Below are 14,306 nucleotides of genomic sequence, written 5' to 3'. Positions count from 1 at the left end.
TACAACGTACGCGCAAATGCGTCATGAGCTTTATATCGGCAGGATTTTACGGAAGTTCAGAAACAAAACGCCCGCAGGAAGCGGGCGTTGAGAAATTAGTGTTGTGAGCTGTTGGCAGGACGATCGTCGCGGCGGCCAAATTTTGAGATGACGTTGAAAACTTCACCCAGGCCGTAAATCAAACCGAGCATAATCGCCATCACAATCGGCACCATGATGATAGCCACAGCCAGGCTTTTTAACAGTTCCAGCATGGAAACCTCACGCAGAAAATAAAAAAGTAATTGTAACGGTTAGCGAAAAAAACGCACTGCCCTTTTCGTGCTTTTACTTTTAAGCAGTAAACTGAGCGGATTAACCTAAGGAGCTGACATGCAGGCAGAACTTTCTCTCCATATTCGTCTTCAGCAAAAACTGTTTGCCGATCCGCGTCGTATCGAATTACTGAAACGCGTGCAGCAAACCGGCTCCATCAGCCAGGGCGCGAAACTGGCGGGCATCAGTTATAAAAGTGCCTGGGATGCGATCAATGAGATGAATCAGCTGGCCGACAAAACGCTGGTGGATCGCGCCACCGGCGGCAAAGGCGGCGGCGGCGCGCAGCTGACGCGTTATGGCGAGCGGCTGATTCAGCTGTTCCAGTTGATGGAGCAGATTCAACAAAAGGCCTTCGATGTGCTGCAAAACGACAGCTTGCCGCTCGACAGTTTGCTGGCGGCGATTGCGCGTTTCTCGCTGCAAACCAGCGCGCGCAATCAGCTGTTTGGTACGGTGCTGGCCAGCGATCATCAGCAGGTGCAGCAGCATCTTGAGGTGCTGCTCGCCGATGGCGTAACGCGCCTGCAGGTGGCGATCACCGCACACAGTGCCGAACGCTTGCAGCTCGACAGCGGCAAAGAGGTGCTGGTGCTGATTAAAGCACCGTGGATTCACGTCAGTCACGCCGCCGCCAGCAGCGACAATCAACTGGCTGCGCAGATCAGCGCAATTGAGCCCGGCGATCAGCTTAGCGAAGTATTGATGGTGTTGCCGAGTGGCGAAACGCTGTGCGCGACCGTCACCAATGAGGCGGTGAAACAGCAGAATCTGCAGGTTGGCGCCAGCGTCACCGCCAGTTTTAATGCCGAACACGCCATCATCGCCACACTGCTCTGAAATCCACGCCATGATTTGACTTCGCCTGCATCGCTGGCTAAAACTGGACAACACGATGCATAAAACGGAATAGATCATGGCTTCATTGCAAATTTCGCAAGGTACGTTTCACCTTAGCGACACCCGAGCACTGTCCCTTAACGATTTAACCCTCAACAGCGGCGAAAGCTGGGCGTTTGTCGGCGCCAACGGCAGCGGCAAGTCATCGCTGGCGCGCGCCCTTTCCGGCGAGTTGCAGCCCGGTAAAGGCAGCGTGCAGCAGGATTTTCAACGCCGTACGCGCCTGTCGCTGGAGCAGCTACAGAAACTGGTCAGCGATGAGTGGGAACGCAACAACACCGATTTGCTAAGTGAAGGCGAAGACGATACCGGTCGCACCGCCGCACAGATCATTCAGGATGAAGTGCAAGATGCGGCGCGTTGTCAGGCGCTGGCGCAGCAGTTTGGCATCACTTATCTGCTCGATCGCCGGTTCAAATATCTCTCCACCGGCGAGACGCGCAAAACGCTGTTGTGCCAGGCGCTGATGGCGCAGCCGGATCTGCTGATCCTCGATGAACCTTTCGATGGGCTGGATGTGGCGTCGCGCGCCAGCCTGGCGCAAACCCTCAACGATCTGCATCGAAGCGGTTTTAGCGTGGTGCTGGTGCTCAATCGCTTTGATGATATTCCCGATTTTGTCGAGAAGATCGGCGTGTTAGCCGAATGCACGTTAACCCACGTGGGCGAACGGCGCGCGATTCTGGCCGAAGCGCTGGTGGCGCAGCTGGCGCACAGCGAGAAGCTTGCTGGCATGGCGCTGCCGCAGGCGGATCAACCCGATCAACTGCCGCAGCTGGCCGAAGATGCGCCGCGCGTGATACTGCGCAACGGCGTGGTGTCGTACAACGACAAAGCGGTGATTGATGGCCTGAACTGGCAGGTTAATCCCGGTGAACACTGGCAGATTGTGGGGCCGAACGGTGCGGGTAAATCCACCCTGCTCAGTTTGGTAACCGGCGATCATCCGCAGGGTTACAGCAACGATTTGACGCTGTTCGGCATCCGACGCGGCAGCGGTGAAACCATCTGGGACATCAAGCAGCACATCGGTTACGTCAGCAGCAGCCTGCACCTCGATTATCGCGTCAGCTGTAATGTGCGCACCGTGGTGCTCTCCGGCTTCTTCGATTCGATTGGTCTGTATCAGGCGGTGTCCGATCGGCAAAAAGCGCTGGCGCGTCAGTGGCTGGCGCTGCTCGGTATGGATAATCAGCTGGCGGATGCGCCGTTCCACAGTTTGTCGTGGGGCCAGCAGCGGCTGGTGCTGATTGCGCGCGCGCTGGTGAAACATCCCACGCTACTCATTCTCGATGAACCGTTGCAGGGGCTCGATCCGATTAACCGTCAGCTAGTGCGCCGCTTTGTTGATGTGCTGATTGGCGAAGGCCGTACGCAACTGCTGTTTGTCTCCCACCACGCCGAGGATGCGCCGCAGTGCATCACCCATCGCCTGAGTTTTGTCGCGCAGGAACAGGGTTACGGTTTCCTGCAAGAGTCGCTGCGTTAAATAGCGGTTGCCATAAGTGGCAATCCTACAAACATCTAACGTGCATAGCGCCATTGCCAAAATAATTCGAGCTGCGGCAAGCAGCAGCAGTTCGGAGTATGAAGGCAATGTAAGCGTTACCATTTCATCGCCTGGTAATTCAACAAACACACGCAACAACCCCACAAAATGAGAATCGTCACCTTGTGTAAACGATACCATTTATCCAGACTGGATCACGCTTTCACGCTGGTCTTTGTGCTACTTTGATCAAAATCATTTTTATCTGTTTGCCGTTTACCAGGACTCATCATGGAAAAATTTAACCCGGTCGATCATCCGCATCGCCGTTATAACCCATTGATCGATCAATGGGTGCTGGTCTCACCCCATCGCGCTAAGCGCCCGTGGCAAGGTGCGCAGGAAACCCCGGCACTGGAGCAACTGCCAGCGCACGATCCTGACTGCTTCCTTTGTGCTGGAAACACCCGCATTACCGGTGACAAAAACCCCAACTATAAAAGCACTTACGTGTTCACCAATGACTTTGCCGCGCTGATGACTAACACGCCAGACGCACCGCAAAGCGACGATCTGTTGATGCGCTGCGAAAGCGCGCGCGGTACCAGCCGGGTGATCTGCTTCTCGCCGGATCACAGCAAAACGCTGCCGGAACTGCCGCTGAGCGGGCTGGAAGATATCGTGCGGACCTGGCAGGAACAGACTGCCGATCTCGGTCAGCACTATCCGTGGGTGCAGGTGTTTGAAAACAAAGGTGCGGCGATGGGCTGCTCCAACCCGCATCCGCATGGCCAGATTTGGGCCAACAGCTTCCTGCCAAACGAAGCGCAGAAAGAAGATGACAACCAACGTCACTATTTTGCCGAGAAAGGCACGCCGCTGCTGGTCGATTACGCTGCGCGCGAGTTGAGCGATGGCAGCCGTACGGTGGTGGAAACCGAACACTGGCTGGCCGTGGTGCCGTGGTGGGCGGCGTGGCCGTTTGAAACCTTGCTGCTGCCGAAAGCCCATGTGAAACGCATCACCGATCTCTCCGAGCCGCAGCGCACCGATCTGGCGCTGGCGCTTAAGCAGCTCACCAGCCGCTACGACAACCTGTTCCAGTGCTCTTTCCCCTATTCGATGGGTTGGCACGGCGCGCCGTTCAACGGCGAAGCCAACGATCACTGGCAGCTGCACGCACACTTCTATCCGCCGCTGCTGCGTTCAGCCACGGTACGCAAATTTATGGTTGGCTATGAAATGCTGGCCGAAATTCAACGTGATTTAACGGCGGAACAGGCAGCTGAACGTCTGCGTTCTGTCAGCGATGTCCATTTCCGCGAGGCGCAATAAATGTCATTAAAATCCATTACTCAACAGGTTTTCGCTGACACTTTCGGCTATCAGGCGACACACAGCGTTCAGGCACCGGGCCGCGTCAATCTGATTGGCGAACACACCGACTACAACGATGGCTTTGTGCTGCCGTGCGCCATCGATTATCAAACCGTGATTGCCTGCGCCAAACGCGACGATCGCCAGGTGCGCGTGATTGCCGTCGATTACGACAATCAGCAGGACAGCTTCTCGCTGGATGCGCCGATTGAGCCGCTGAAAGAGCCAATGTGGGCCAACTACGTGCGCGGCGTGGTGAAACATCTGCAAAAACGCGATGCCAGCTTTGGCGGCGTGGATATGGTGATCAGCGGCAACGTGCCACAAGGCGCGGGCCTGAGTTCTTCGGCGTCGCTGGAAGTGGCGGTAGGTACCGTATTCCAGCAGCTGTATGCATTAAACCTCGATGGCGCAGCGATTGCGGTGAACGGTCAGGAAGCGGAAAACCAGTTTGTCGGCTGCAACTGCGGCATCATGGATCAGCTGATCTCGGCGCTCGGTCAGCCGGATCACGCCATGCTGCTGGATTGTCGTACGCTCGGCACGCGCGCGGTATCAATGCCGGAAGATGTCGCGGTGGTGATCATCAACTCCAACTTCCGTCGTAGCCTGGTGGGCAGCGAATACAATACGCGTCGTGAACAGTGTGAAACTGGCGCACGCTTCTTCAATAAACCGGCGCTGCGCGATGTGACGCTGGAAGAGTTTGAAGCCTCTGCTGGTGAGCTGGATGCGTTGGTGGCAAAACGCGTGCGTCACGTGATTAGCGAAAATGCGCGCACGCTGGAAGCCGCCGATGCGTTAAGCGCGGGCGATCTGAAACGCATGGGCGAACTGATGGCCGAATCGCACGCCTCGATGCGTGACGATTTCGAAATCACCGTGCCGCAAATCGATCAGCTGGTTGAGATTGTGAAAACAGAAATCGGCCCGCGCGGCGGCGTGCGTATGACCGGCGGCGGTTTCGGTGGCTGCATCGTGGCGCTGATACCAACCGATCTGGTCGATGCGGTGAAAGCGGCGGTGGCCGAGAAGTATGAAGCGCAAACCGGCATCAAAGAGACCTTCTACGTGTGCAAAGCGTCCGCAGGAGCAGGCCAATGGTAAGTGATGTGAATTCACACGCGCCAGACGGGCAACCGTGGCGCATCACTGTGCTGCGCAATCGCAACGGCATGGTGGCTACTTTTATGGATTGGGGCGCGACCTGGCTGTCAGCGCGCGTGCCAATGTTGGATCACAGCGTGCGTGAAGCGCTGCTCGGCTGTGCCACGCCGTCCGGTTATCTGCATCAGGATGCTTATCTTGGCGCGACGATTGGCCGCTACGCGAACCGCATCGCCTCGGCCGAACTTAAGCAACTCAATCTACAGCTGGCGGCTAATCAGGGCGCACATCAGCTGCACGGCGGGCCGCAAGGTTTCGATAAACGTCGCTGGCAGATTCTCAGTCAGAGCGAAAGCGAGGTGCACTATCGCCTCGATTCGCCCGATGGCGATCAGGGTTATCCCGGCAATGTGATCGCCAATGTCATCTATCAACTTGATGACGATAATTGCTTGTCGATTCGCTATGAAGCGCAAACCGACAAGCCTTGCCCGGTCAATCTCACCAACCATGCTTACTTTAATCTTGATGCGCATCATGGTGATGCGCGCCAGCATCGCTTACAACTGCACGCCGATCGTTACCTGCCGGTGGACAGCGAAGGCATTCCTAACGCGCCGCTGAAAGAGGTGGCGGGAAACAGTTTTGATTTCCGCCAGCCGAAGCGCGTCGCCGATGAGTTCCTCGCCGATGACGATCAAAAAGCGGTGAAAGGCTATGACCACGCCTTTTTGCTTAACACCGCTGGCGACAGCAGCCAGCCCGCCGCCCATTTATGGTCTGCCGATGGCAAGCTGGAGCTGAGCGTGTTTACTGCCGCTCCGGCGCTGCAGTTCTACACCGGCAACTATCTGGCGGGAACACGCGCCCGTGAGCAGGACAGCTATACTGCTTTCCAGGGCATCGCTCTGGAGAGCGAATTTTTACCGGATTCGCCTAACCATGCAGAGTGGCCGCAGCCCGATTGCTGGCTGCAACCCGGCGACAGCTGGCAGTCCGTGACGCGTTATCGCTTCACGCCGCACTGAGCGACCGGATGAAAAACGCGCACTGCGCTGCCGACAGGCTTACGCCGTGCGTTGTTTTCCGCTATGGTATGGCGCTATTAGTGAGCCGCTTCTCAGTGGCCGCAGCCGGTTTCAATACTAATCGTAAATCGAGCATTAAGGAGTAAAGCTATGGCCGTAACTAAGCTGGTACTGGTGCGACACGGCGAAAGCCAGTGGAACCAGGAAAACCGCTTCACCGGATGGTACGACGTTGACCTGTCTGACAAAGGTCGCACTGAAGCCAAAGCAGCCGGTCAGCTGCTGAAAAAAGAAGGTTTCGTGTTTGATTTCGCTTACACCTCAGTGCTGAAGCGCGCTATTCACACCCTGTGGAATGTGCTGGATGAGTTGGATCAGGCTTGGCTGCCGGTTGAAAAAACCTGGCGTCTGAACGAGCGTCACTACGGTGCGCTGCAAGGTCTGGATAAAGCAGAAACCGCCGCTAAATACGGTGACGAGCAAGTGAAACAGTGGCGTCGTGGCTTTGCTATCACGCCACCAGAACTGGATCGCGCTGATGAGCGTTTCCCAGGCCACGATCCGCGTTACGCTTCACTGACTGACGCGCAGCTGCCAACCACCGAAAGCCTGGCGCTGACCATCGAACGCGTGATTCCTTACTGGAACGAAAGCATTCTGCCGCGCATTAAGAGCGGTGAGAAAGTGATCGTTGCTGCACACGGCAACTCACTGCGTGCGCTGGTTAAATACCTCGACAACCTGAGCGAAGACGAGATCCTCGAACTGAACATCCCAACTGGCGTGCCGTTGGTGTATGAGTTCGATGAGAACTTCAAGCCGCTCAAGCGTTACTATCTGGGTGATGCTGACGAGATTGCTGCGAAAGCCGCAGCCGTAGCAAACCAGGGTAAAGCGAAGTAAGCGAACGCTGAAACGCAAAAAGGCCAGACGCAAGTCTGGCCTTTTTTATTGCCGCATTGGCTTAGCTGCGGCGCTGTTTGACCGCCTGAGCCAGCTGACGCAACGCCTTCTCAGTGTCTTCCCAGCCGATACAGGCATCGGTCACGCTCTGGCCGTACACCAGCGGTTTGTCGCTTTCGAGGCTCTGATTACCTTCCACCAGATGACTCTCGATCATCACGCCAGTAATCGCCTGCTCACCACCGGCAATTTGCTGTGCCACGTCGTCGGCAACCACCATCTGACGTTGGAACTGCTTGCTGCTATTAGCATGGCTGAAGTCGATCATCACTTGCGGACGCAAGCCTGCTTTCTCCAGACCGGTTTTCACGGCCGCCACGTGTTCGGCGCTGTAGTTCGGCTCTTTGCCGCCGCGCAGGATGATGTGGCAGTCTTCGTTACCGCTGGTTTCGACAATCGCCGAGTGACCATATTTGGTGACTGACAGGAAGCAGTGTGGCGCGCTGGCCGCACCGATGGCGTCAATCGCCACTTTGATGGTGCCGTCGGTACCGTTTTTGAAGCCCACCGGGCAAGAGAGGCCGGAAGAGAGTTCGCGATGCACCTGCGATTCGGTGGTACGTGCGCCAATCGCGCCCCAGCTCATCAGGTCGGCCATATATTGTGGCGTGATCATATCGAGGAACTCACCGGCGGCTGGCAACCCGATATCGTTGATATCCACCAGCAGCTTGCGCGCCAGGCGCAGGCCGTCATTGATCTGGAAGCTGCCATCCATAAACGGGTCGTTGATCAGCCCTTTCCAGCCCACCGTGGTGCGCGGTTTTTCAAAGTAAACGCGCATCACCACTTCGAGATCGTCTTTCAGCTCATCACGCAGTGCCAGCAGGCGCGTCGCATACTCTTGCGCAGCCTGGGTATCGTGAATTGAGCACGGACCGATCACCACCAGCAGACGATCGTCTTCGCCATGCAGAATGCGGTGAATCGCCTGACGTGACTGCGCTACGGTTGCAGCCGCTTTATCGGTGGCGGGGAATTTTTCAAGCAAAGCAACAGGAGGCAGTAACTCTTTGATCTCTCTGATGCGTAAATCATCGTTCTGGTAATCCATACACAATTCCATTCAAATTTCTGGCCCAACGTCCGTCGGGCGCAACCCGCCCACTTTAGCCCTTCGCGCGGTGGGTGTAAATTACGCACCGCGCTTAAAATGTACATCTCAAATTTGCATTTATATATCCATGCACTAAGCTTTTTAAATGTAAGCACTAAGGAATGATGTGTTTGCAAAATTAAATTTTTAAGTGAAGCGTATAAGGTGGATTTTATTCCATCGCGGCACGCTATTTTCGTCACTCAACACCAGCGGGTGTTAGACGGCAACTATCCATTAATTACTGGAGCATAATGATGAATAAGTTTGCAATGATCTTTCTGACAGCAGCGATGACCATGGGTAGCGGTGCTGTAATGGCTGCGGATAACAACAATGGTGCGGCCAACGCTTCAGCTGAAGCCGGTGCAGCAGCTGGCGGTGCAAAACAAAATCTGCCACCAAATAATGTTGATAACAGCAAAATTAACAGCGGTAGCACCAATACCAACAGCGCAGCAACGTCAGGCACTGACTCAAGCAATATGTCAGCCAACCAGGTGCACAAAAACAGCATGTGCAAAGACGGCAAATGCCCGGACATGAATAAAAAAGTCGACACCAAAGAGGGTGGCGGCCACGTGAAACATAAAACAGACGGTACTTCGCAATAAGTTTCCTTCTGTTTGATCAAGGGAGAGCTTCGGCTCTCCCTTTTATTTTGCCCCCCGCCCTTTTCCGCTATGCTGAAGCAATGAAATTCACAGGAACTGTTTCATGGCTTCATTGCTGCTTATTGATGATCACCCGTTAGTTGCCGTCGCACTGGAAGCGGCTTGCGTTAACGCTCCTATCACGTTGAACATTCACGCCGCTGGCGACGAAGCGCAGGCGCGCCAACTGCTTCAACAACATCCCATCGATTTAATTGTGCTGGATATCGGTTTACCCGATTGCGACGGACTCGAACTGCTGCGCCGGTTGCGCGTGCGTAATCAGCACTGCCCGGTGTTGATCTATTCCGCGCAGCAGAGCCGCCACACGCTGCTCAGCGCCGTGTCGCTTGGCGCTGCTGGTTACGTGGTGAAAAGCCAAAGCATGGCGCAACTGCTGAGCGCGATTCTGGCGGTGCTAGGCGGCCAGCAGGCTTTTCCGCCGCTGCCGGAACGTATCGAACTGCCGTTAACCGAAAAAGAGCAGCAGATTGTAGCGCTGCTGGTGCGCGGCCTTTCGAATCTGCAGATTGGCGAACAGCTGCATATCAGCAATAAAACCGTTAGCACCCACAAGAAGAACATCCTGGAGAAAACCGGCGTACAGTCGGTGGTTGAGCTGGCTGAGCTGTGGAAAGCGCAGCAGTGAGGATCTGTTTGCTGCTGTGTACGCTGCTGCTGAGTGTGATGGCGAAAGCCGATCTGCAACCCGCCAGCAGCGTGATGTTACCCGCGATGATGCCAGCCCCACACGCCGAGCCGTGGCCTGGCGCAACGTTGCGCGTCGCGGTGCCGGCACAAAACAGCGCACCCTGGGCGATGCGCATTGGCGATCACCTCTGGGGCATCGACGCCGACTATCTCAGCGCCCTAAGCCAGTTGACCGGTACGCATTTCACGCTGCAAAGCTATGCCGATCGCGCGCAGCAACTGGCAGCCTTGCAGCGCGGCGAGGTGGATTTGGTGTTGAGTAATCAACATGCCCAGCTCCCATCCGATGTGCTGCTCAGCGACAGCTGGTACAGCAGCCCGATTCGCATCTATCGCAACCGGGATAATCAGCGCGCGGTGATGTTCAATAGCGAAACCGCGCAGCTCACCATTGCCGAAGCGACGCTGGCGCAGTTGCCCACTGAATTTGTGCAGCAGCATCGCTGGCACACCTTGCCGGGCGATCTGCAGGCGCTGTATGCGCTGCTCAATCAGCAAAGCGATTATCTGGTCGCCGATGAAGCCAGCGCCGGTTTCTTGCTGGGCCAGCTGCAGCAAGGACAAATTTACCAAATCACTGCCGATCCTGGCGCGGGCGAATTAACGCTACGCGCAATGACGCGCAATGCCGCGCTGATCCACTGGCTTAACAGCCAGCTGCGCCTGCTGCCCGCCGAGTTCAGCAGTCGGGTCCAGCAGCGCTGGAGCCCGCCGCTGCTGCGTTATCAGGACACACAAACTCTGATGCTGTCGGCCAGCGAAAAGCAGTGGCTGGCGCAACATACTGAGATTCCGTATGCGGTTGAGGCGGATAACGCGCCCTGGAGTTATCGCGACAGCAGCGGCAACGCGCGCGGCTTCGGCATCGACATGCTGAACGCGCTGAGCCAAAGTACCGGCCTGCGTTTTACCCCGCGCTGGGTCAACAATCCGCAGCAGGCCGCCACGCTACTGCAGCAACAGCAGGTGATGCTCAACCTGTTGCAGCCGCTGTATGGCGACGATCCCGGCAGCAATACTTTGCCGGTATGGCGCGCCATTTGGGGCATTTACACGCTTGCCACGCATCAGGCAATGAACTGGCAATCGTTACAAGGCCAGCGCGTGGGCGTATTACGCGACGATCTCGCCATACGTTTGCTGCCGTCAGGTATTACGCCGCAGCCGTTCGACGATCGGACGCAGCTGTGGCAAGCGCTGAATAACGGTCAGATCGATGCGCTGGTAGATAACGTGCTCTCTGCCCGCTGGCGTATGGCGAGTCACGAAGATAATCGTGTGCATCTGGCGTTTGCTGCCAGCGATATCGCCTGGCCGCTGGCGCCGCAGGTCAGTGCTGAACAGCCTGAGCTGCGCGCCCTGCTCGACCATGCATTGCAGCAAATCCCGCCTGATACGCTCAACCAGATGCGCGTCAGCTGGTCACAGCCGCCGCAGCCCGGCACGACGATGGCGATGCGCAATATTCCGCTGATGATTTTGCTTGCGGCAGGCGTAATTATTCTGTTGCTGTTGGGCTTGCTGGCGCGTCGTTACTGGCAGCAGCGCCGTGACCGATTGCAGCGTGAGCAGGCCGAACGCGCCAATGCCGCCAAAAGCCAGTTTCTTGCCACTGCCAGCCACGAACTGCGCACGCCGATGCAGGCGATACTCGGTTTGCTGGAGCTGGAACAGCAGCAGCATCCGAGTGAACGGCTGGCGCTGATGCACAGCAGCGCGCGGTCGCTGATGGCGCTATTGAACGACTTGCAGGATCACGCGCGTATTGAGAGCCAGAGCTTCCGTCTGGCGCCGCGTCCGCTCAATCTGACGCTCTGGCTGCAGCAACAGCAGCAGTTTTATCATCCCTTAATGCGCGATGCCGGGCCGAACCTGATTGCCGAAGCCCTGACGCCGCTGCCTGCCAGCGTGTTGCTGGATGGCGATCGCCTGCAGCAGGTGGTGAATAATCTGGTGGCCAACGCCCTGAAGTTTACCCGCGAAGGCGAAGTGCGCCTGTCGCTGGCGGTCAGTGAGCACATCCAGCTTACGGTCACCGACACCGGCAGCGGCATCCCGCTTAACGAGCAGGCAAAACTGTTTGAGCCGTGGTATCAGGCGCCGTCCGGCAAAAGCCATGCGGTGCAAGGCAGCGGCTTAGGTTTGTTTATCTGTCGCGAGATTGTGCAACGAATGGGCGGTACGCTAACGCTCACTTCAGCACCGGGCAGCGGCACCACGGTCAGCTTGCAGTTGCCATTAGTCGTGAGCCAAGAGCCGTTAACCGAGCGCACAGCCAGCTGGCCTGTTTACCCGCAGCTGCGCGTGGCCATTGTGGACGATCACCCGACCAATCTTTTGGTGATGCAGCAGCAGCTGGCGATGTTTGGCGTTGAGGCGCAGGTATTTGAAGAGGGCCGAGCGCTGCTGCGCGCCGATGCTCAGCGCGCCTTCGATATTCTGTTTATCGACCAGATGATGCCGCGCCCGGATGGTTTAACGCTGCTGCGTATTCTGCGCCGTCGTCAGCGCCAGCGCGGCAGCACCTCGCTGCGCGTGCTCTGCTCTGCAGATGTTCAGTTGCTGAAAATCGCCTTGCTGGATGACGAAGCTCTGCTGCTCAAACCCATTGAGCTCGATCATCTGGCACCGCTGCTGGCGCGCGCAGTAAAAGATCCATTGGATGTCTTGCCAAACAGCTTACTGATTCTGGCGCAGGATAATCAGGCATTTATTCCGCGCATCTGTCAAACCTTGCAGCGCACGCTGCAACAGGATCGGGATTTGCTGTTGAACGCGCGCGATACACAAAATTGGACGGCGCTGGAACAGGCTGCACACCGCATGAAGGGCAGCTGGTTGATGCTGGGCATTGATGAGGTAGCCGAGCGCTGTCAGCAGTTGATTGAGCAGGTTAAACAGCAGCAGTTGCCGCTTGATGATCTCAATTTACTGATATCATTAACAAACAGGTTACTTAAACAACTGGATAATTATGGCACACACGCATTCTCACGGGACCGCTAACGGCAACCGCAAACGACTGGCCGCGGCGTTTGGCGTAACGGCGCTGTTTATGGTGGCCGAAGTGATCGGCGGGCTGGTTTCTGGCTCGCTGGCGCTGCTGGCCGATGCCGGACATATGTTGACCGATGCCGCCGCGCTGCTGATGGCGTTACTCGCGGTGCAGTTTGCTCAGCGCAAGCCTAACGCGCGCCATACCTTCGGCTTGCTGCGTCTCACCACCTTAGCGGCGTTCGTCAACGCCATTGCGCTATTGGTGATTACGGTGCTGATTGTCTGGGAAGCGCTGCGTCGCTTCTATGAACCCCAGCCGATTGCCGGCGGATTGATGCTCGGCATCGCCATTGCCGGTTTGCTGGCCAATCTGCTGTCGTTCTGGCTGCTGCATCGCGGCAGCGAAGAGAAGAATCTCAACGTGCGTGCGGCGGCATTGCATGTGCTGGGCGATTTGCTGGGTTCGGTCGGTGCGATTGTCGCGGCGGTGATCATCATGCTGACCGGCTGGACGCCAATCGACCCAATTTTATCGCTGCTGGTGTCATTGCTGGTGGTACGTAGCGCCTGGTCGCTGCTGCGCGAGAGCCTGCATGAGTTGCTGGAAGGTGCGCCGGGCCATATCAACGCGGATAAACTGTCACGCGAGCTGACGCGCAATATCGATGAAGTACGTAACGTGCATCACGTTCATTTGTGGCAAGTGGGTGAAAAACCGGTGCTGACGCTGCATGTGCAGGTGATTCCGCCATACGATCATGACGGCCTGCTTAAGCGCATTCACCACTATTTGCATGAGCACTATCAGATTGCCCACGCCACGGTGCAGATGGAATATCAGCCGTGCAGCGGGCCGGACTGCGAGTTGTGTTTAGATAATAGCGCCGCGCAGCACGATCACCACGATCATGCTGCGCTGGAAGGTCACGCTCATCATCACTGATGGGACAGCGCGCGCGAGCCATGTTCGCGTGCGCTTTGCATCCACAGGCGCGAACCGTTAAGCGCAATCAGCGTCAGAATCGCGTACTCCAGTGACATGGCATATACGCCCTGACGCGCAAAGATCATCACGCTGATAACGTTGATCACCACCCAAAGCAGCCAGTTCTCAACATATTTTCGCGTCATCAAAATCATCGCCACAATCGATAGCACCATCATGCACGAATCCCAGAATGGGAACGCATCCGGCTGCAGTTGCGGCATCGCCACGTTAAGCCCCAGACTTTGCATGATGCCGACTGCTGTTTTGGTCAGGAAGGCAAAGACCGGGTCGATGTACACCGTCATCAGCGCAATCGCTACCACGCACGCCGCGCCCCAACCCAATGCTTTCGGCAGCGGCAGCCAGCGAATTCTCAGCTCCGTTTCGTTGTTAGAGGTTTGCCGACTCCACGCGTACCAGCCGTAAACGTTGGCGACGAAGAAAAACAGTTGCAGCAACAAGCTGGCGTAAAGCTGAATCTGGAAGAAAATCACCGCGAACAGCGTGACGTTTATCAGCCCGAAAAAGTAGTTGATGATTTTCTCAAGGCTGGCGAGCCAGATGCACAGCAGGCCCGCAAGGGTGCCAACGGCTTCGATCCATGAGAGATCGTAGCCGCCAACGCCGAGCGGAATGTGAACCAGAATATTTTGCGTGCTAAAGAAGTCCATATAAGGTGCCT

General features: G+C 56.5%; 13 protein-coding genes. 10 read left to right on the top strand and 3 right to left on the bottom strand.

Features of this window, described 5'->3' with window-relative positions:
• Positions 1-95: 95 nt before the first annotated feature.
• Positions 96-254, bottom strand: a complete 159-nt coding sequence (locus AAF463_RS05930; protein WP_007890616.1) for an AcrZ family multidrug efflux pump-associated protein — start codon at positions 252-254, stop codon at positions 96-98.
• Between the two features lie 118 nt (positions 255-372).
• Between AAF463_RS05930 and modE the strand changes: the two genes are divergently transcribed.
• The 6 genes from modE (at position 373) to gpmA (ending at position 7,119) form a co-directional block, all read left to right on the top strand.
• On the top strand, positions 373-1,155 hold the full coding sequence (modE, locus tag AAF463_RS05925) for a molybdenum-dependent transcriptional regulator (RefSeq protein WP_350261693.1): 783 nt from the start codon (positions 373-375) through the stop codon (positions 1,153-1,155).
• A 76-nt stretch (positions 1,156-1,231) separates the two neighbouring features.
• Positions 1,232-2,704, top strand: coding sequence for a molybdate ABC transporter ATP-binding protein ModF (gene modF, locus AAF463_RS05920; protein ID WP_350261692.1), 1,473 nt, complete (start codon positions 1,232-1,234; stop codon positions 2,702-2,704).
• 291 nt (positions 2,705-2,995) lie between these two features.
• A complete protein-coding gene (galT, locus tag AAF463_RS05915; protein WP_350261691.1) occupies positions 2,996-4,039 on the top strand; it encodes a galactose-1-phosphate uridylyltransferase in 1,044 nt (347 codons plus the stop codon).
• Complete coding sequence (galK, locus tag AAF463_RS05910; protein WP_350261690.1) at positions 4,040-5,188, top strand: galactokinase; 1,149 nt, start codon at positions 4,040-4,042, stop codon at positions 5,186-5,188.
• The gene (galM, locus tag AAF463_RS05905; protein WP_350261689.1) at positions 5,182-6,216 is read left to right on the top strand and encodes a galactose-1-epimerase; all 1,035 of its coding nucleotides are present in this window, start codon (positions 5,182-5,184) and stop codon (positions 6,214-6,216) included. The genes galK and galM overlap by 7 nt, the downstream gene beginning before the upstream one ends.
• Before the next feature lie 150 nt (positions 6,217-6,366).
• The gene (gene gpmA, locus AAF463_RS05900) at positions 6,367-7,119 is read left to right on the top strand and encodes a 2,3-diphosphoglycerate-dependent phosphoglycerate mutase (protein WP_008109047.1); all 753 of its coding nucleotides are present in this window, start codon (positions 6,367-6,369) and stop codon (positions 7,117-7,119) included.
• Positions 7,120-7,180: 61 nt separating this feature from the next.
• On the opposite strand, the gene aroG is transcribed toward gpmA, so the two are convergent.
• Entirely contained in the window at positions 7,181-8,233 is a 1,053-nt protein-coding gene (gene aroG / locus AAF463_RS05895) for a 3-deoxy-7-phosphoheptulonate synthase AroG (protein ID WP_350261688.1), read from the bottom strand.
• Positions 8,234-8,532: 299 nt separating this feature from the next.
• Here aroG and AAF463_RS05890 point away from each other — a divergent pair, with 299 nt between their 5' ends.
• The 4 genes from AAF463_RS05890 (at position 8,533) to zitB (ending at position 13,579) form a co-directional block, all read left to right on the top strand.
• Entirely contained in the window at positions 8,533-8,889 is a 357-nt protein-coding gene (locus tag AAF463_RS05890) for a YbgS-like family protein (RefSeq protein WP_192236776.1), read from the top strand.
• A 103-nt stretch (positions 8,890-8,992) separates the two neighbouring features.
• The gene (locus AAF463_RS05885; RefSeq protein WP_137385389.1) at positions 8,993-9,577 is read left to right on the top strand and encodes a response regulator transcription factor; all 585 of its coding nucleotides are present in this window, start codon (positions 8,993-8,995) and stop codon (positions 9,575-9,577) included.
• Entirely contained in the window at positions 9,559-12,645 is a 3,087-nt protein-coding gene (locus AAF463_RS05880; protein WP_350261687.1) for an ATP-binding protein, read from the top strand. The genes AAF463_RS05885 and AAF463_RS05880 overlap by 19 nt, the downstream gene beginning before the upstream one ends.
• Entirely contained in the window at positions 12,614-13,579 is a 966-nt protein-coding gene (gene zitB / locus AAF463_RS05875; RefSeq protein WP_101763201.1) for a CDF family zinc transporter ZitB, read from the top strand. Before AAF463_RS05880 ends, zitB begins: the two co-directional genes overlap by 32 nt.
• On the opposite strand, the gene pnuC is transcribed toward zitB, so the two are convergent.
• The gene (gene pnuC, locus AAF463_RS05870; RefSeq protein ID WP_110865748.1) at positions 13,573-14,295 is read right to left on the bottom strand and encodes a nicotinamide riboside transporter PnuC; all 723 of its coding nucleotides are present in this window, start codon (positions 14,293-14,295) and stop codon (positions 13,573-13,575) included. The genes zitB and pnuC overlap by 7 nt on opposite strands.
• Between the last annotated feature and the right edge of the window lie 11 nt (positions 14,296-14,306).

Source organism: Pantoea sp. BJ2 (genome assembly GCF_040255075.1).
Lineage (GTDB): Bacteria > Pseudomonadota > Gammaproteobacteria > Enterobacterales > Enterobacteriaceae > Pantoea > Pantoea leporis.
Note: the sequence above shows the minus strand (reverse complement) of the source record. Positions and strands in the feature narration are given on the sequence as shown.